This is a genomic window from Mycobacterium sp. 4D054 (assembly GCF_052245755.1).
Taxonomy (GTDB): Bacteria; Actinomycetota; Actinomycetes; order Mycobacteriales; family Mycobacteriaceae; genus Mycobacterium.
Map to the genome: position 1 here is coordinate 21,980 of NZ_JBQQCF010000048.1, position 16,762 is coordinate 38,741.

17 protein-coding genes are annotated in these 16,762 nt (G+C 66.6%); 9 read left to right on the plus strand and 8 right to left on the minus strand.

Annotated features, from left to right (window positions below; all coding sequences use genetic code 11):
• Positions 1-286 precede the first annotated feature (286 nt).
• The 5 genes from ACTWP6_RS24980 to ACTWP6_RS25000 all read right to left on the minus strand — a co-directional run bounded on the left by ACTWP6_RS24980 (position 287) and on the right by ACTWP6_RS25000 (position 6,122).
• Positions 287-2,434, minus strand: coding sequence for a 3-hydroxyacyl-CoA dehydrogenase NAD-binding domain-containing protein (locus ACTWP6_RS24980; protein ID WP_443189086.1), 2,148 nt, complete (start codon positions 2,432-2,434; stop codon positions 287-289).
• A gap of 27 nt (positions 2,435-2,461) precedes the next feature.
• Positions 2,462-3,673, minus strand: a complete 1,212-nt coding sequence (locus tag ACTWP6_RS24985) for an acetyl-CoA C-acetyltransferase (RefSeq protein ID WP_260755326.1) — start codon at positions 3,671-3,673, stop codon at positions 2,462-2,464.
• 194 nt (positions 3,674-3,867) lie between these two features.
• Positions 3,868-4,056: a hypothetical protein gene (locus tag ACTWP6_RS24990; RefSeq protein WP_260755327.1), complete on the minus strand. Its 189-nt coding sequence runs from the start codon at positions 4,054-4,056 to the stop codon at positions 3,868-3,870.
• 36 nt (positions 4,057-4,092) lie between these two features.
• Positions 4,093-5,199 (minus strand): alkene reductase, encoded by a 1,107-nt coding sequence (locus ACTWP6_RS24995; RefSeq protein WP_443189087.1) that lies wholly within the window; start codon positions 5,197-5,199, stop codon positions 4,093-4,095.
• Between the two features lie 206 nt (positions 5,200-5,405).
• A complete protein-coding gene (locus tag ACTWP6_RS25000; RefSeq protein ID WP_443189088.1) occupies positions 5,406-6,122 on the minus strand; it encodes an SDR family NAD(P)-dependent oxidoreductase in 717 nt (238 codons plus the stop codon).
• A 106-nt stretch (positions 6,123-6,228) separates the two neighbouring features.
• Between ACTWP6_RS25000 and ACTWP6_RS25005 the strand changes: the two genes are divergently transcribed.
• Positions 6,229-6,816, plus strand: coding sequence for a TetR/AcrR family transcriptional regulator (locus ACTWP6_RS25005; RefSeq protein ID WP_260755330.1), 588 nt, complete (start codon positions 6,229-6,231; stop codon positions 6,814-6,816).
• Between the two features lie 40 nt (positions 6,817-6,856).
• Here the strand turns inward: ACTWP6_RS25005 and ACTWP6_RS25010 are convergent, their stop codons facing one another.
• Complete coding sequence (locus ACTWP6_RS25010) at positions 6,857-7,870, minus strand: LuxR C-terminal-related transcriptional regulator (protein ID WP_443189089.1); 1,014 nt, start codon at positions 7,868-7,870, stop codon at positions 6,857-6,859.
• Between the two features lie 216 nt (positions 7,871-8,086).
• Here ACTWP6_RS25010 and urtA point away from each other — a divergent pair, with 216 nt between their 5' ends.
• From urtA to ACTWP6_RS25050, 8 genes are read left to right on the plus strand one after another with little or no spacing between them, the layout of a single operon-like run.
• Positions 8,087-9,355 carry an urea ABC transporter substrate-binding protein gene (gene urtA / locus ACTWP6_RS25015; protein ID WP_443189090.1) on the plus strand — a complete coding sequence of 423 codons (1,269 nt, stop codon included), beginning with the start codon at positions 8,087-8,089 and terminating at the stop codon, positions 9,353-9,355.
• 1 nt (position 9,356) lies between these two features.
• Positions 9,357-10,064, plus strand: coding sequence for an urease subunit beta (locus tag ACTWP6_RS25020; protein WP_443189091.1), 708 nt, complete (start codon positions 9,357-9,359; stop codon positions 10,062-10,064).
• A gap of 1 nt (position 10,065) precedes the next feature.
• Positions 10,066-11,781, plus strand: a complete 1,716-nt coding sequence (gene ureC / locus ACTWP6_RS25025) for an urease subunit alpha (protein WP_443189092.1) — start codon at positions 10,066-10,068, stop codon at positions 11,779-11,781.
• 13 nt (positions 11,782-11,794) lie between these two features.
• Complete coding sequence (gene ureG / locus ACTWP6_RS25030) at positions 11,795-12,418, plus strand: urease accessory protein UreG (RefSeq protein WP_443189093.1); 624 nt, start codon at positions 11,795-11,797, stop codon at positions 12,416-12,418.
• Positions 12,415-13,230 carry an urease accessory protein UreD gene (locus ACTWP6_RS25035; protein WP_443189094.1) on the plus strand — a complete coding sequence of 272 codons (816 nt, stop codon included), beginning with the start codon at positions 12,415-12,417 and terminating at the stop codon, positions 13,228-13,230. The genes ureG and ACTWP6_RS25035 overlap by 4 nt, the downstream gene beginning before the upstream one ends.
• The gene (locus tag ACTWP6_RS25040) at positions 13,227-13,718 is read left to right on the plus strand and encodes an urease accessory protein UreE (RefSeq protein ID WP_443189095.1); all 492 of its coding nucleotides are present in this window, start codon (positions 13,227-13,229) and stop codon (positions 13,716-13,718) included. The genes ACTWP6_RS25035 and ACTWP6_RS25040 overlap by 4 nt, the downstream gene beginning before the upstream one ends.
• 19 nt (positions 13,719-13,737) lie before the next feature.
• Positions 13,738-14,397 (plus strand): urease accessory protein UreF, encoded by a 660-nt coding sequence (locus tag ACTWP6_RS25045; protein ID WP_443189096.1) that lies wholly within the window; start codon positions 13,738-13,740, stop codon positions 14,395-14,397.
• A gap of 44 nt (positions 14,398-14,441) precedes the next feature.
• A complete protein-coding gene (locus tag ACTWP6_RS25050; RefSeq protein WP_443189097.1) occupies positions 14,442-15,617 on the plus strand; it encodes a pyridoxal phosphate-dependent aminotransferase in 1,176 nt (391 codons plus the stop codon).
• A gap of 48 nt (positions 15,618-15,665) precedes the next feature.
• On the opposite strand, the gene ACTWP6_RS25055 is transcribed toward ACTWP6_RS25050, so the two are convergent.
• Together ACTWP6_RS25055 and ACTWP6_RS25060 are read right to left on the minus strand one after the other, a co-directional pair.
• A complete protein-coding gene (locus tag ACTWP6_RS25055; RefSeq protein ID WP_260755339.1) occupies positions 15,666-16,103 on the minus strand; it encodes an SRPBCC family protein in 438 nt (145 codons plus the stop codon).
• 80 nt (positions 16,104-16,183) lie between these two features.
• A complete protein-coding gene (locus tag ACTWP6_RS25060) occupies positions 16,184-16,624 on the minus strand; it encodes an SRPBCC family protein (RefSeq protein WP_260755340.1) in 441 nt (146 codons plus the stop codon).
• Positions 16,625-16,762: the final 138 nt, after the last annotated feature.

Here is a 16,762-nt window from a genome sequence, read left to right on the forward strand (position 1 = left end):
CGACTGGACCAACATGGCTGACATGTATTTCCGACGGTTGTCCCGAGCGCGCAGGATCCGGCTCAAGTTTGCGAACATCCCGGCGTTCCGGACGGTGTTGCCCTTCCTCGCCGGTGTACATTCCGCCAACGGCCTCGCACACGGCGTCGAACCGGCACGATCCTCTGCAGTCCGAGCAACCCGAGGCCGGCGCGGTACTCGATAACCCGGCAGACCAACCGATGACGCTGACACGCAGAAGCCCCCGCGACCCGGGCTTGGGGTCGCGGGGGCTTCGCGTCAGCGATTACGACGTAAGCGACGCCGGCGGGTTGAACCGCTCGCCGTAACGCTCGGCCAACTGCTTGGCACGGGCGACGAACGCCTCTTTACCCACACCGAGTTCACCCTGGTAGCCGACGATGAATTGCGCGCTGCCACCGGTGTACGGCGGGAAGCCGATCCCCATGATGGAGCCGATGTTCGCATCGGCGGTCGAGGTGAGCACGCCCTCGTCAAGGCACTTCTGGGTCTCCAGAGCCTCGGCGAACAGCATGCGATCGATCATGTCCTGCAACGGAATATCGACCGTGCCCGAGCCGAAGGTCTCGGCGAGTCCGGACCACAGACCGACGCGCTTGCCGTCGACGTACTCGTAGAAGCCTGCGCCCTTGAGCCGCGAGGGACGACCGATCTCGATCATCTTGTTCACGACGGCCTCGGCCGGATGCGGCTCGTGGGTGCCGCCGGCAGCTTCGGTGGCCTTGCGGGTCTCGGTGGCGATCTTCTGCATCAGTTCGAGGTTCAGCTCGTCGGAGAGCTGCAGCGGCGCCGCGGGGTAGCCGGCCTGCGCACCGGCCTGCTCGATGCTGGCCGCGGGCACACCCTCGCCCAGCATCGCCAGCGCCTCGTTGACGAAGGTGCCGATGACGCGCGAGGTGAAGAAGCCACGGCTGTCGTTGACCACGATCGGGGTCTTCCCGATGGCCAGCGTGTAGTCGAATACCCGGGCCAGCGCCTCGTCGGAGGTCTTCTCGCCCTTGATGATCTCCACCAGCGGCATCTTGTCGACCGGGGAGAAGAAGTGGATGCCGATGAAGTCCTCCTGGCGCTTCACACCGGTCGCCAGACCGGTGATCGGCAGTGTGGAGGTGTTGGAGCCCAGCAGCGCGTTCGGCTCGACGATGTCCTCGATCTCCTGGAACACCTTGTGCTTGAGGTCCTGGTTCTCGAAGACAGCCTCGATCACGAAGTCGACACCCTTGAGATCGGCGGCATCGGCGGTCGGGGTGATCCGGGCCAGCAGCGCGTCGGACTTCTCCTTGGAGGTGCGACCGCGCTCGAGCGCCTTGGCCTCGATCTTCTCCGAGTAGGCCTTGCCCTTCTCGGCGGCTTCGATCGTGACGTCCTTGAGCACCACGTCATAACCGGCCTTGGCCGACACGTAGGCGATACCCGCGCCCATCATGCCCGCGCCCAGCACGCCGATCTTGTTGATCTTGACCGGCTCGATACCGTCCGGCCGCGAGGCGCCGCCGTTGATGGCCTGTAGATCCAGGAAGAACGCCTGGATCATGTTCTTGGCAGTCTGGCCGGTGACCAGGCCGACGAAGTAGCGGCTCTCGATGCGGGTGGCGGTGTCGAAGTCGACCTGCGCACCCTCGACGGCCGCGTCCAGGATGGCCCGCGGAGCCGGCATCGGAGCGCCCTTGAGCTGCTTGCGCAGCAGCGCCGGGAAGGACGGCAGGATGGAGGCCAGTCCGGGGCTCGACGGGGTGCCGCCGGGCATCTTGTAGCCCTTCTGGTCCCACGGCTGGGTGTGCGCGTCAGGATTCGCCTTGATCCACGCCTTCGCGGCGGGGATCAACTCGTCGACGCTGCCGACCAATTCGTCGACCAGGCCGACCTCCTTGGCCTTGCCCGGCTTGAACCGGGTGCCCTGCGAGAGGACCTCCATGAAGGCCTTCTGGATGCCGAACATGCGCACGGTACGTGCCACGCCGCCTCCACCGGGCAGCAGACCCAGCGTCACCTCGGGCAGGCCGATCACCACGCCCTTGACGTCGGCGGCGATGCGGTGGTGACACGCCAGCGCGATCTCCAGGCCGCCGCCGAGCGCTGCGCCGTTGATGGCCGCGACGACGGGCTTGCCCAGGGTCTCCAGCTTGCGCAGGTCGGCCTTGATGAACTCGACCTCGGCGAACGACTCGGCCGCGTTGTCCGGGCCGACGTTCATCATGCCCTTGAGGTCACCGCCGGCGAAGAACGTCTTCTTCGCGCTGGCGATCACCACGCCGGTGATCGAATCCTTCTCGGCCACAAGGCGTTCCACGGCGTTATGCATGGACTCCTTGTAGTGCTCGTTCATGACGTTGGCCGAGCCCGTCGGGTCGTCCAGCGTCAGGGTGACGATGCCGTCGGCATCCTTGTCCCACTGAATGGTGTTCTCTGCCATGTCCTTTTAGTCCCTTCAGACCCGTGCTCAGACTCGCTCGATGATGGTCGCGACACCCATGCCGCCGCCGACGCACAGCGTGATCAGCGCGCGCCGGGCGCCCCGGCGCTCCAGCTCGTCGACCATGGTTCCGGTGATCATGGCGCCGGTGGCGCCCAGCGGGTGGCCCATCGCGATGGCGCCACCGTTGACGTTGAGCTTCTCGTCCGGAATGTTGAGGTCCTTCTGGAACTTCAGCACCACCGAGGCGAAGGCCTCGTTGAGCTCGAACAGGTCGATGTCATCGACCGTCAGGCCTGCTCGGTCGAGCACCTTCCTGGTCGCCGGGGTCGGGCCCGTCAGCATGATGACCGGGTCGGCGCCGCTGGTGGCGGTGGCCACGATGCGCGCCCGCGGGGTCAGGCCCTGCGACGTGCCTGCAGCCTCGGAACCGATGAGCACCAGCGCGGCGCCGTCGACGATGCCCGAGCTGTTACCGCCGGTGTGGACGTGGTTGATCTTCTCGACGAAGTGGTACTTCTGCAGCGCCACGTCGTCGAACCCGCCCATCGCGCCCACGCCTTCGAACGCGGACTTGAGCTTGCTCAGGCTCTCGACGGTGGTGCCGGGACGGATGTGCTCGTCATGGTCGAGCACGACGAGACCGTTCTGGTCTTTGACCGGGACGACGGACTTGGCGAAGTAGCCACCCGACCACGCGGCAGCGGCGCGCTCCTGCGAGCGTGCCGCGTAGGTGTCGACGTCCTCACGGGAGAAGCCCTCGATGGTCGCGATCAGGTCGGCGCCGATGCCCTGCGGGACGAAGCCGATGCGGTAGTTGGTTTCCGGGTCGGCTGCCCAGGCACCGCCGTCAGAGCCCATCGGGACACGGCTCATGGACTCGACACCGCCGGCGAGCACCAGGTCGTCCCAGCCCGAGCGCACCTTCTGCGCGGCCATGTTGACGGCCTCCAGGCCGGACGCGCAGAACCGATTGAGCTGCACACCGCCGGTGGTCTCCGGCAGGTTCGCGACCAGTCCCGCGGTGCGGGCGATGTCGCCACCCTGGTCACCGACCGGCGAGACGACGCCGAGGATCAGGTCGCTGATCAGCGTCTCGTCCAGGTCAGGGAAGCGGGTGCGGATCTCGTCGATCAGGCCGACGACCAGGTTGACCGGCTTGATCTCGTTCAGGGCGCCGCCGCGCTGCTTGCCGCGCGGGGTGCGGATGGCCTCGTAGATGAAGGCTTCTTCGGACATGCGTTCTCCAGGTCCTCGTCAGGGGTTTCGCGGATCTACACCCGCGGGGAGGCTGCTCCTCTGTGCGCGATGCTAGCAGCCTCGCCCAACCGCTTGGTTGGGCACTCTGGAGGGCATCTCTTCCGCGAGCAGGCACAAACTCGCACGATTCGGGCGTGGATCGTGCGAGTTTGTGTCTGCTCGCGGAGGAACGGTTAGTCGGGCGAGCCTTCGGTGTCGTCGAAGAACGACCACTCGCCGTCGTGCTCGACTTCCATCCGCCATCCCAACTCGGAGTTGTCGGCTTTCTGGTCGACGAACCAGGCGTGCGCATGATCGGCGCTTTCGATGTCCTTGGTGTCGACGACTTCGCCCTTGGGGTTCAGAACACGATAGGTAGCCATGCCTCGGGTGTTTCCCGCCGGTCGACCGGTTCACACCTACGCCGACCGGGGCGTCACCCATTCGTCAAGCTTCGGATAGTCGATGTATCCGACGGGCCCGGGGGCGTAGAACGTCGCCACATCCGGCACGTTCGGCTCGGCGCCGAGCTTCAGGCGCTCGATCAGATCAGGGGTGGCCAGGAACGCCCTGCCCACTGCGGCGGCTCCGATCACTCCCCAGTCGGCCAGATTGGCCAGCAGCTCGAAATCGGTGTCGACGGCGCGGGGGGTGTTGAGCACCAACGTCCCCTCCCACTGGGTGCGGATCGCGGCGAATGTGGGCGTCGAGGGTTCACTCACCACATGCAGGTAGGCGATGTTCAGCGACGCAATGCGGCACAGAAGCAATTCGTAAGCGCTGGTCTGGTCGACCTCGGTCATGTCCCCGGCGGTGTTCCCGGGCGAGATGCGCAAACCGACGCGATCCGGTCCGATCTCGGCGGCGACCGCTTCGACGACCTCGGCGGTGAACCGGGCCCTGTTCTGCGGCGATCCGCCGTAGGCATCGGTGCGCTGGTTGACAACGTCGGACAGGAACTCGTGAAGCAGATACCCATTGGCCGAGTGAATTTCGACACCGTCCATGCCGGCGTCGACGGCACGGCGCGCGGCGGCACGGAACTGTCCGATGATTTCCGCGATCTCGCCGGTCGTGAGCGCGCGGGGCACGGGCAACGACTTCTTCCCAGAGGGAGTGTGCGCCAGCAGCTCCGCAGCGATCGCCGACGGACCCACGTTCTCGAATCCGCTGATCTCGGGATGCGCCATGCGGCCGACGTGCCACAGCTGGACGAACATCTTGCCCCCGGCGCGGTGTACCGCCGACGCGATCTCAGCCCAGGCGTCCTGCTGCCTGTCGGTGTACAACCCGGGAGTGTTCACGTAGGCGCCGTTGGCCTGCTCACAGACCGCGGTGGCCTCGCTGATGATCAGACCGGCTTCGGCACGCTGCGAGTAGTACTCCGCAGCCAGCGACGACGGCGTGCCGTCGGCGTCGGCGCGCGATCTCGTCAGCGGCGCCATGAAGATTCGGTTCGCCGCGGCGGTGGCTCCGACCTGAATTGGCTTGAGCAGGGCAGAGTCACCAGAGAGTGTGAACGTCATGCACCACTCAAGCGTGACCCGCGAGCGGTTATTCCCCGCCGAATCCTCTCCTGTCGGCATCGGAGCGCGAACACCGTGGGGCATATCAGCTCTCGATCACCGCCGTGACGCGGATTTCGGCGGGCATCTTCGGCAGCCTCGGCACGGTGCCCCGGTCTGGGTCCAGAGGGGCGCCCGGTCCGGCATCCGCCTGCGGAACCGCTCGCTCACCCCAGTGCGAGGGGGCGCGGCGGCCCGGCCAGTGCGGCTTTCGCATCAGCCGACAACGGGTCCATGATCTCGAGGTCACCGGCTTCCCGACCATCGAGCGCCAGCCGCACCAGATCGGCAGGATCGATCACCACACCTTCTGGGAGTTCGATTCCGTTGCGGCTCGCGAAGTCGAACAGCGTCTGGGTTCCAACCAGTCCGGGCACCAATGCGGCGACATGGGTTCCCTGCCCGGCAAGTTCGACACGCACGCCGTTCGTCAAGCCCCATTGCGCGGATTTGGCTGCGGCATAAGCGGTATTGCCCTCGACCGTCATCCATGCCGCCGCCGACAACACATTGAGGATCGCGCCGCCGCCGTTGCGCGCCAGGATGGGCGCGAAGGCCCGGATCATTGCAAGAGTGCCATAGTAGTTCGAATCCATGGTCGACCGGATGGCAGTCAAATCGCCGGTGACCAGCTTTCCGCCGGCGGTGTCTGCGGCGTTGTTGATCAGGAGGTCCACGTCCGCGGCGGACCCAGCAGCCGCGTCGACCGATGATTGGTCGGTGATGTCGAGCCGAAGCACTTCCACGTCAGGGATGTCGACGAGCTCGGGACGCCGCGCGGCCGCGTAGACCTTGGCGCCACGCCGGATCAGCTCGATCGCAAAGGCGCGGCCGATTCCTCGGTTGGCTCCGGTGACAAGTGCCGTGGTGCCGTCCATCTTCATCTGTGCTCCAGGTGTTTTCACTACCGATGATTAAGGTGACCGATTGGTCATGTTCAATCGAGACAACCACAAGGTGACCGATTGGTAAACTTGATATTCTCGGGCAGTGAATCTTCGAGCGGATGCGGCGCGCAACCGCGAGTCGCTGTTGAGCGCTGCGGAAGCAGAATTCGCCGAACGCGGCGCCTCCGCCTCGGTGGCCGATATCGCCCGCCGCGCGGGCGTCGCCAAAGGCACGGTATTTCGGCACTTCCCCACGAAAGAGGACTTGATCGCGGCCATTGTGTGCCGGCACATCGCGACGCTCGCCGAGGCCGCGGATGAGCTGGCCCACGCCGAGGATCCGGGCGCGGCTCTGCTGGAGTTCCTGACCGTGGCGGCCGATCAGCGGCAACGGCACGATCTGACGTTCCTCCAATCGGAGAGCGGGAAGGATCCCCGGGTGACCGAAGTCCGAGATCACTTGCACGCCCGCCTCGGCGCTCTCGTCGACCGGGCCCGCGACGCGGGAGCCATCCGGTCCGACATCACCGAAGCAGATGTCTTCCTCATGATGTGCGCGCCGATTCATGTGGTCGAAAACCTCTCCGCCCCAGCGCCTTTATTGTGGCAGCGCTACCTCGCCATCATCTTCGACGGATTACGCCCGCAGGGCGCCCACCCACTGCCGCACCCGGCGCCGATCCTGCCCTGACGAAATCCGTGAAGCGTCACACGGCGACGACATCACCTGCTCAGACGGCAATCGATTCCCGGCCACACACATTCAGCAACACGTCGGCTGACAGAAGCCCCAGCGAGACGGCCCGGGAGGCACACGCCGCGCGGTTGGCCGCACCGAGCTTGGCCGAAGCGCTTTCCAGATGATGGCCGGCCGTCCGTGCGCTGATGAACAGTTGTGCGGCGATCTGACCGTTGGTCAACCCGCACACCGCCAGCGTGAGCGCGTCGAGTTCCCGCGGCGTGACACTCATCGGTAGCGGGCTGCGAGTCACCAGCAGCACCGCGCCGAGGCTGTCGCCCCGATACCGTGCGGCCGTGGCGATCCGCCGCACGTGCAACCAGGACACCCCGTCGTGGTGGCGCAGCACATCGGGCCTGACCCCGACCGCCGACTTCAAAAACGCCGCAGCGAGATCACCGATCAGAGCCGGGTCCAGCGCCTGCTCGAACAGGTCGCCACACCGCAACAGGTGCGCTCGCCCGAAGTCGTCGACGGCCCAGGCCTGGGCATCGGGGGCGATCAGCTCGGCGACCATCCGGGGCCTCAGCGAGAAGTCCAGTTTCTCGGCCATCTGTCGGCGCAGGGTGTTGATCTCGACCACGTCCTGGTCACGGGGAAACCGCGCGTCGTCACAGTTGACGTGAATGGTGCCGACGTAGGTTCCGTCGCTGGTGATCAGCCGCGCCGACAGGCCCTCGTCGAATCCGGCCGGCCGGAAGACGTTGTTGACCGAGTATCCACTGCGGTACTCGGGGAAGTCCCGCCAACGCAGGGCGCCGAGTCCGTGCACCCGCATGGCATCGAACAGCGGATCGTTCTCGACGAACCAGCTGTTGAAGTGCTCCATCACCGTGTCGGGATAATCATGGTTGGCCACGCCGACGTGCTTGCGCTGGATCGGATCCCACAGACAGATCGCCGAAGCCGAGGATTGCGCGCGCGCCGACAGCGTCTCGAGCAGGCCGTGGGCACGGGTCTCCAGACTGGCGCCACTGCTCAGCACGTCACCGTAGATGCCGGACATCGCACGCTTCCTTCGACTGACCCCGATATGTGCGGTCATCATCAGCAGCCGATGTTTCCGCGAGGTTTCCAAGCCGAGGCGGTCGCGAAAACCGTTCGGCGAATTGGGAGATTCCTCCCATAGGCACCGGGCATGCACCGTTTCTACGCTGGCGGAAACCGACACTTGGCACAGCGCAGTGCCCGAACCGACAGCACGAAGCAAAGGGCATTGAAGATGTTCAGGTCATCGAAACGTTCGACGAGCGGGCTACGCCGCGGGTCAGTCGCCGTGCTCGCAGTGACGGCGCTGTTGGCCGCCGGGTGTGGTAGCCGGGCAGGCGACGACAGCGCCGTCGCAGCACAGGCGAGCTGTGTCGACACTTCCGGCGACACGGTGAAGGTGGGCGCCGTCAACTCGCTGTCCGGCGGTCTGGCGGTCAGCGAGTCGGTGATCCGCGACGCGATCGTCATGGCCGTCGAAGAGGTGAACGCCTCCGGCGGCGTATTGGGTAAGCAACTGCAGCTCATCGGCGAAGACGGCGCGTCGGAACCGACCGTGTTCGCCGAGAAAGCTCAGAAGCTTGTGCAGTCCGATTGTGTGGCAGTCGTTTTCGGTGGCTACACATCTGCCAGCCGCAAGGCCATGCTGCCGGTCTTCGAGGACGCCAACGCGCTGCTGTATTACGGTCAGCAGTACGAAGGGCTGGAAAGCTCGCCGAACATCTTCTACACCGGGGCGACCACCAACCAGCAGATCATCCCATCACTAGACTACCTCAAAGAGCAGGGGGTGAAGTCGCTGTACCTGGTGGGCAGCGACTACGTCTTCCCGCGCACCTCCAACGCGATCGTGAAGGCCTACGCGCAGGCCAACGGCATCGAGATCAAGGGTGAGGACTACACGCCGCTGGGCAGCACCGACTTCTCCACGATCGTCAACAAGATCCGCACCGCCGACGCGGACGCGGTGTTCAACGTGGTGGTGGGTGATTCGTTGGTCGCCTTCTTCCGCGAGTACCGCAACTCCGGTCTGACCGCCGAGGCGATGCCCGTGATGTCGATGTGCGTCGGCGAGGAGGAGGTCCGCAGCATCGGCGCGCCCACCCTGATCGGCCAGCTCTCGTCGTGGAACTACTACCAGACGCTGGACTCGCCGCAGAACACCACATTCGTCGAGAACTTCAAGAAACGCTTCGGCGCCGACCGGGTGACCTCCGATCCGATGGAATCGGCGTACGCCGCCGTGATGCTGTGGAAATCCATGGTGGAGAAGGCGGATTCGTTCGCCGTGCCCGAGATCCAGAATGCGGCCGATGGCGTCACGATCACCGCGCCCGAGGGGTTGATGACTGTCGACGGCGAGAACCACCACGTGACCAAGACCGCGCGGATCGGCCGCGTCGCCGAGGACGGCCTGATCTACCAGGTGTGGGAGTCACCCGCACCGATCGAACCCGATCCGTACCTGCGCGACTACCCGTGGGCCGCGGAGATCACAGGCTGACATGCATCTGACCCCCAAGGACGAAGACCGGTTGCTGCTGTTCCTCGCTGCGGAGCTGGCCCGCAAGCACCGCGCTGCGGGCCTGACCCTCAGCTACGCCGAGGCGCGGGCCCTGATCGCCGACGAGGTGGTCGAAGCCGCCCGCGCGGGCGCGTCGGTGGCCGAGGCCGCTGCTCACGGCGCCACCGTGCTCACCGACGACGACGTCATGCCCGGCGTGACCGCCCTACTGGGATCGGTACAGGTCGAGGCGTTCTTCGACGACGGCCAGAAGCTGGTGACCGTGCACGACGCGATCGGTCCGGGCACCAACCCGGCCGCCGTGCCCGACGTGATTCCGGGCGAGGTCCTGCCGTGTGACGGAGAACTGGAGCTCAACGCAGGACGCACAGGGGCCACCGTGACCGTTGAGAACACCGGGGACCGTCCCGTCCAGGTCGGCTCGCATTTTCACTTCTTCGAAGTCAACCGCGCGCTGCGTTTCGATCGGGCGGCCGCATTCGGCATGCGCCTCGACATCCCGTCAGGCACCGCAGTCCGGTTCGAACCCGGTGAGAGGCAGGAGGTTTTGCTGACCAGTTACGGCGGCGAGCGCACAGTGATCGGCCAGAACGACGTCACCAACACCGACACCAGCGGAATGCTCGACCCCGCGCTGCTGAACAGGCTGCGCGACAACGGATTCCTCGACTCTCGGCGGGGTTCCTGACATGGCACACCGGATCACCCGCAGGCATTACGCCGAACTGTACGGCCCGACCACCGGCGATCGGGTCCGGCTGGCCGACACCGAGCTGCTGGCCAGGGTGGAACACGACGCCTGCGTCTACGGTGACGAATCGGTGTTCGGCGGCGGCAAGACCATGCGTGAGGGCATGGCGGTGCATGGTGACATCACCAACGCCGACGGTGCGCTGGATTTCGTCATCACCAACGTGCTGATCATCGATGCGGTGCTGGGAATCCGCAAGGCCGACATCGGGATCCGCGACGGCCGGATCGCCGGCATCGGGAAATCGGGGAATCCCAGGACGATGGACGGTGTCGACCCCGAGCTGATCATCGGTGCCGGGACCGACATCCGGTCCGGCGAGGGCATGATCGCCACAGCGGGCGCCATCGACGTGCACGTGCACTTCGACAGCGCCGGATTGGTCGACGAGGCGATCTCGAGCGGGATCACGACGATGATCGGCGGCGGTTTGGGTCCCGTCACCGTCGGCATCACCTCATCAGGGCCGAACAACCTGGCCCGGATGCTGCGTGCCGCAGAAGGTTTCCCGATGAACTTCGGGTTCATCGGCAACGGCAGCGCATCGAGCACCGCCCCGCTGATCGAACAGGGTCTGGCCGGGGCGATCGGCTACAAGATCCACGAGGACTGGGGCGCGACGCCCGCGGCGATACGGGCGTCGCTGGACGCCGGCGACCAACTCGACCTGCAGGTCCAGATCCACACCGACACGCTCAACGAGTCCGGGTTCTTCGAGGCCACGATGGCCGCGATCGGCGGCCGGCCCATTCACACCTACCACGCCGAGGGCGCCGGCGGCGGCCACGCTCCCGACATCATGCGCGTCGTCGGAGAACCGTACTGCCTTCCGTCGTCGACAAATCCGACGAACCCGTTCACGCTGAACACCTTCGACGAGCACCTCGACATGGTGATGGTCTGCCACCACCTCAACCCGCGTATCCCCGAGGACGTCGCGTTCGCCGAGTCCCGGATCCGGCGCGAGACCATTGCGGCCGAGGACGTGCTGCACGACCTGGGCGCCATCTCGGCGATGGGGTCGGACTCGCAGGGCATGGGCCGCATCGGGGAGACGATCGCGCGGACCTGGCAACTCGCGTCGCACATGCGGGCCACTCGCGGGCCACTCCCCGGCGACGAGGGGACCGGCGCCGACAATGCCCGCATCCTGCGTTACATCGCGAAGCTGACGATCAATCCAGCCAGGCTGTTCGGCATCGACCACGAGGTCGGCTCCTTGGAGACGGGCAAGCTGGCCGACATCGTGTTGTGGGAACCGAAGTTCTTCGGTATCAGGCCCGAGGTGGTGTTCAAAGGCGGCTTTCCCGCGTGGTCGGTGATGGGCGAGGCCAACGCGTCGCTGATGACGTGCGAGCCACTGCGCTACCGCCCGCAGTGGGCAGCGTTCGGCCGCACCCCCGCCGATGTGTCGGTGAATTTCGTCGCCGCCGCTGCCGTCGACGCCGGCCTCGATGAGCGACTCGGTCTGGACACCCGACTGGTCGCGTGCCGTGGAGCGCGGGCACTGACCAAGGCCGATCTGCTGCACAACGACTACCTGCCTGACATCACAATTGAGCCCGACACCTACCGCGTCACCGTCGACGGAGAGCAGTGCGTGAGCACCCCGATGAGCCGGGTGCCGCTGGGCCGCCGTTACACCCTGAAATAGCAAGGAGCACAGCATGACCGAGGGTGCAATCCGCATCGGCATCGGAGGCCCGGTCGGCTCGGGCAAGACGCGTCTCGTCGAGTCACTGGTACCGAGGTTGTCCGACGCCGGCTTCAGCGTCGCCGTGATCACCAACGACCTGGTGACCGACGAGGACGCCCAGCGCGTGCGGCGCAGCGGGGTGATCGACCCGAACCGCGTCCTTGCGGTGGAGACCGGGGCCTGCCCGCACACCGCGATCCGCGAGGACCCGTCGGCCAACCTGGCCGCCGCCGACCGATTGAACCGGATGTTCCCCGACCTCGACCTCATCCTCATCGAGTCCGGCGGCGACAACCTCGCGGCCACCTTCACCTCGGATCTGGTGGACCACTGGATCTTCGTCATCGACACCTCCGCCGGAGACGACATCCCGCGCAAGAAGGGCATCGGCCTGCTGCAGGCAGATCTGTTGGTGGTCAACAAGATCGACCTGGCGCCGCTGGTCGGCGCCGACCTCGACATGATGCGCCGCGACTGCGCACTGGCCCGGCCCGCGAAACCGACAGTGTTCACCGACCTACGATCCGGCCACGGGGTGACCGAGGTCGTCGACCGCCTACTCGAGGGCGCGATGCTCACCGCGAGCCGCCCGTGACCGCCCCGACCATCCGTCCGGGTGAACTCGACGTGGAGGTCGTCGCCGACGCGACGGGCCGCACCCGCACCAGCACGCTGCGCCAGCGGTACCCCCAGCGCGTCACCACCGCGCTGCACTGTGACCCCCGCCGGCCGGGCGCGGCGACCCTGTGCGTACAGAGTCCCAGCGGCGGCGCGTTCTCCGACGACGAGTTGCACACCGTCGTGCGCTGCCGACCCGGAAGCGACCTTCACCTGACCACGCAGGCCGCCACCCAGGTTTTTGCCGGAGCCGGCGCCGGGGCCCGCCACCGGCTCGACTTCACCGTCGACTGCGGCGCGGTGCTCCAGTACTGTCCCGGAACCGTCATCCCACACCGTGATTCACACTTTCGGCAACAGCTGGACCTCGCGGTCACCGCCGGCGGCGTGTATCTCGGCTGGGAGGCCGTCGCGTCCGGGCGTATCGCCCACGGGGAGCGATTCGGTTTCACCTGCTATGACAGCGCATTCGTGGTCCGTGTCGACGGATGCGCCGTGGCGAGAGACCGTCAGGTGATCCGGCCCGACGAAGGTGACCCGGGACCGCTGCTCGACACCGACTACCTGGGAACCTTCCTTGCCGTCACCCCCGGCCACTACGGCGGCGCCCTGCTCGACAACGTCCGGTCGGTCCTCGACGGCACGGCGGGCGGCGCAGGCCGGTTGCCCCGTGACGCGGGAGTGTTCGCGCGCGTGGCCGTGCACCACGCACCGGAACTCCACCGCATCCGGCAGCAACTGTTCCACGCCGTGCGGCGCACGCTGTTGCCGGAGTCAGGGCAACGATGAAGGCGGTAGACATACTCGGTGACATCGCCGACGGCAGGTTCAGCGGACGCGCACGTCATTACGTCGACATCGGCTGGGGCGACGCGGCCAAGCATCGGCAGGTGGTCACCGCCGATTCCGGGCTGACCGTCCATATCGACCTGCCGCGCGGCGTCTTCCTGCGCTCCGGAGCCGTGATCGCCGATGACGGCGCCGCCGTCGTCGTGGTCCGCCGGCCCGCCGAGGACGCTATCGCCGTACGGTTCGCGGACAACTGCGACGCCGCCGGGGCAAGAAGAATGATGATGCTGGGATATCTGCTCGGCAACCAGCACGCGCCGATCGACGTCGACGAGGACGGCGTCGCCGCGCCGTTGTTCACCAGCGCGCAGGCCGCCCGGGAGATGCTCGCCGGGCTCGGGGTGGCCGGTGCGGTCACGGCCGTGCAATTGGCGCGCGACGGTTGGTCACGAACCTCCGCGGACTCGCACGCCGGCCATCACCACTGATCCCGATGTCGCGTTGGCGATGTGGCTGCAATTGCACGACAGCGCTTTTCCGTCCGGCCGGATGGTGCACAGCCAGGGTCTGGAGCAGTGGTTGGCCGACCGGCCCGACGTCGGCGCCCCGGAGGTCGGTGCTGTCGTACTCGCCTACCTGGCCGACGGCTACGCCCCATTGGACGGCACGCTGACCGCCGCGGCCTGGCGCGCCGCGGCACATCTTCCGCGGCTCTGCGAACTCGATGACCTGGCAGGCACATACAAGCTGTTCGACAACGCCCGGACAGCGTCGGAGTCGGCGGGGACGCAACTGGCCGTCGCCGCGCGGCGTGCCGGGCTCGCCGAACGCTGCCCGTACCTCACCGCAGTCACCGACGGAGCCACTGCCGGTCACGGCGCCGTCGTCGACGGCGCGTTGCAGGCGCAGCTCGGCGTCCCGCAGCGGCTCGCGGTGCTCGGATCGATGCGGTCGATGCTGGCGTCCATGCTCAGCGCCGCGGTGCGAATGGGACGGCTCGGGGCATTGCAGAGCCAGCGGTTCCAGACAGCCGCCGCGCCGCGCCTCGTCGAGTTGGCACGCGCGGCCTGCGATCGAGACATCGACGACGTGTACAGCGTCGCGCCGGCGCTGGAGATCGGCGGGATGCGCCATGAAACCAGAACCACCCGGCTGTTCACCACTTAGTGGGCCGATCTGCGCCGACGCGGGGCCGGTTAGGCTTCGGAGGCGTGACGGTACGACGACTGCAGCCCTACGCGGTGACGATCTTCGCCGAGATGTCGGCGCTGGCCGCCCGTGTCGGCGCGGTGAACCTCGGCCAAGGCTTTCCAGACGAGGACGGACCTGACTCGATGCTCAAGGTGGCCCAGAATGCCATCGCCGAGGGCGTCAACCAATATCCGCCCGGCCTCGGCGCCGCGTCGCTGCGGCAGGCGATCGCCGATCAGCGCAGACGCCGCTACGGCACCGAGTACGACCCCGACACCGAGGTGCTCGTCACCGTCGGCGCCACCGAGGCCATCGCGTCGGCGGTCCTCGGTCTCGTCGAACCGGGCTCGGAGGTCCTGCTCATCGAACCCTTCTACGACTCCTACTCCCCTGTCATCGCGATGGCCGGGTGCCACCGCCGCGCCGTCCCGATGCGCCGCGACGGTCTGGGCTTCGCCATCGACATCGAGGGACTGCGGGCCGCCGTGACCCCGAGGACCCGAGCGTTGATCGTCAATTCGCCGCACAACCCGACCGGTGCGGTGGCCACCGACGACGAGCTGCGGGCGTTGGCAGAGCTCGCGGTGACGGCCGATCTGCTGGTGATCACCGACGAGGTCTATGAGCACCTGGTCTTCGACGGTCGGGAGCATCGGCCGTTGGCCAATTATCCGGGCATGGCGGACCGCACCATCACCATCTCCAGCGCGGGAAAGATGTTCAATGCCACCGGATGGAAGATCGGGTGGGCCTGCGGGCCAAGGGATCTCATCGCCGGCGTGCGGGCGGCCAAGCAGTACCTGAGTTATGTGGGCGGCGCCCCGTTCCAGCCGGCCGTCGCGCACGCACTCGACACCGAAGACGCGTGGGTCGACGCACTGTGCGCGACGTTCCAGGACCGCCGTGACCGCCTCGGCTCGGCGCTGAGCGACATCGGTTTCGAAGTCCACGACAGTCAAGGCACCTACTTTTTGTGCGCGGATCCCCGCCCACTGGGCTACCCCGACAGCACAACGTTCTGCGCGGATCTGCCGGAGAAGGTGGGTGTCGCAGCGATCCCGATGTCGGCGTTCTGCGATCCCGGTGCCGCGCATGCCGACGCGTGGAAACACTTGGTGCGCTTCGCTTTCTGCAAGCGCGATGAGACCCTCGACGAAGCGATCCGGCGGCTCCGCGCCCTTCGGCGGCGCAACTAGCTCGCCACCCCGGCGGACGGCCTGCCGGCAATGCCGCGCGGCGTGGGCCTACTGCGCGGCGAGCACGCGGCGTCGAAGGTTCTCCAGCGCCACGTCGAGCACCATCTTCTTCGCCCGTTTGACAAGGAACCTCGGATACGGTGCGGCCAGATCGAGGATCAGATCAAACCTGACACGGGTGCGATCTTCACCGACCGGCGTCAGGTTGTACTCACCGTGCTGGCAGCGCTGCCGCGACGTCCGTTCGGCATCCCACACCACCCAGGTGTCACCCCAGTGGTACTCCAGGAGCTCTCTGTCAGTCAGCCCCATCACGCTGACGGTCGTCCTGACATGGTGCGGCCGGCCGTCGGGATGGCGGTCGACCACTTCGGTGTCTTTGTGCAGGGACGACCACGCGGCCACCGCCTCGACGTCTGCCAGGGCGTCCAGAATCGCCTCTGGCGGGGCCTCGATCACGACTTCACTGGAAGCACGCACCGCCATACCGGCAAATCCTAGCTAGGCGATCGGCCTCGCGCAGAGGAATCGGCAGCTAACCTCGCCCATCTGCCTGGCCGGCGCGTTCACGCCTTGATGACCTTGAGCACCTGCTTGCGCAACCCGTCGGTGGCAGTCTCGACGCCACCCTTCATCGTGCGCTTGACGATGAAGCCCGGCAACGGGACCGAAAGGTCGATCGAGATGTCGAACCTGACCTTGGTCTTGTCGCCGTCGGGGGTGAGGCGGTAGCCGGCGTCCTGTGCCTTGAGCTGGGTGGCCGAGACCAGCGTCCAGGTCACTTCGTTGTCGCCCCAGGTGTATTCGATCACCTGCTCATCGGTCAGCCCGGCGGCTTTCACCGTCATCCTGACCCGCTTGGGCCTGCCGTTGTCGTAACGCTCCAGCACTTCGGCCTTCTGGTACTGCGGCGACCAACTCGGGGTCGCCTCGACGTCGGCGATGACGTCGAGGATCTGCTCGGGGGATGCTTCGATCACGACCTCGCGGGAGTCCTTGGTTGCCATGGCGCGACCTTAGCCTCGATCCGTGGACTTGAGTGATTGATGTGTCTGCCATGGCTGGTTGTCGTTTGGTGGGCTTGTGAGCGTGACGTAACCGCTGGTCTGCCCAGCTTTTCCCTGTGCGCTCCGGTAGGGGCCTAT

Bases quoted from the DNA above. Each gene is read 5' to 3' on its own strand.
- ACTWP6_RS24980 (WP_443189086.1), bottom strand. From the start codon at position 2,434: ATGGCAGAGAACACCATTCAGTGGGACAAGGATGCCGACGGCATCGTC.
- ACTWP6_RS24985 (WP_260755326.1), bottom strand. From the start codon at position 3,673: ATGTCCGAAGAAGCCTTCATCTACGAGGCCATCCGCACCCCGCGCGGC.
- ACTWP6_RS24990 (WP_260755327.1), bottom strand. From the start codon at position 4,056: ATGGCTACCTATCGTGTTCTGAACCCCAAGGGCGAAGTCGTCGACACC.
- ACTWP6_RS24995 (WP_443189087.1), bottom strand. From the start codon at position 5,199: ATGACGTTCACACTCTCTGGTGACTCTGCCCTGCTCAAGCCAATTCAG.
- ACTWP6_RS25000 (WP_443189088.1), bottom strand. From the start codon at position 6,122: ATGAAGATGGACGGCACCACGGCACTTGTCACCGGAGCCAACCGAGGA.
- ACTWP6_RS25010 (WP_443189089.1), bottom strand. From the start codon at position 7,870: ATGTCCGGCATCTACGGTGACGTGCTGAGCAGTGGCGCCAGTCTGGAG.
- urtA (WP_443189090.1), top strand. From the start codon at position 8,087: ATGTTCAGGTCATCGAAACGTTCGACGAGCGGGCTACGCCGCGGGTCA.
- ACTWP6_RS25020 (WP_443189091.1), top strand. From the start codon at position 9,357: ATGCATCTGACCCCCAAGGACGAAGACCGGTTGCTGCTGTTCCTCGCT.
- ureC (WP_443189092.1), top strand. From the start codon at position 10,066: ATGGCACACCGGATCACCCGCAGGCATTACGCCGAACTGTACGGCCCG.
- ureG (WP_443189093.1), top strand. From the start codon at position 11,795: ATGACCGAGGGTGCAATCCGCATCGGCATCGGAGGCCCGGTCGGCTCG.
- ACTWP6_RS25040 (WP_443189095.1), top strand. From the start codon at position 13,227: ATGAAGGCGGTAGACATACTCGGTGACATCGCCGACGGCAGGTTCAGC.
- ACTWP6_RS25045 (WP_443189096.1), top strand. From the start codon at position 13,738: ATGTGGCTGCAATTGCACGACAGCGCTTTTCCGTCCGGCCGGATGGTG.
- ACTWP6_RS25055 (WP_260755339.1), bottom strand. From the start codon at position 16,103: ATGGCGGTGCGTGCTTCCAGTGAAGTCGTGATCGAGGCCCCGCCAGAG.
- ACTWP6_RS25060 (WP_260755340.1), bottom strand. From the start codon at position 16,624: ATGGCAACCAAGGACTCCCGCGAGGTCGTGATCGAAGCATCCCCCGAG.